General features: G+C 67.9%; 1 protein-coding gene. It reads left to right on the plus strand.

From position 1 onward, the window contains the following. Positions 1 to 276, plus strand: a 276-nt coding sequence (locus ACVA6Q_RS24605; RefSeq protein ID WP_446649216.1) for a hypothetical protein, incomplete at its 5' end; no start/stop codon positions are given. Positions 277 to 287: the final 11 nt, after the last annotated feature.

A 287-nucleotide genomic window follows, 5' to 3' on the forward strand; every position in this document is an offset into this window, starting at 1 on the left:
GCATGGGGCCGCTCAACGCTGGTGCGCGTGACTGTGCGCGGGCTTACCCGCGTCACCGCGCTTGTCGGCCAGCTCATCGGCGCTGCGGTTGGCGACCTGGCGATCGTGGTCTTCGCGATTGGCCGTGCAGCGCTCGCGCACGACGCGTTCAATGCCCGGTGTGTTGTGCAGATCGGTGTCGAGCTGTCCGCTCTCGATGTCGCGGGCCGCTTGCTCGATGTTGGCGCGTGGGCCGGAGTGTTGCTCGTCCAGCCGCTGATCGCGCTCATGCGGTAGGTGGCCTGATG

The sequence above is a fragment of the Vibrio sp. DNB22_10_4 genome, assembly GCF_052879755.1.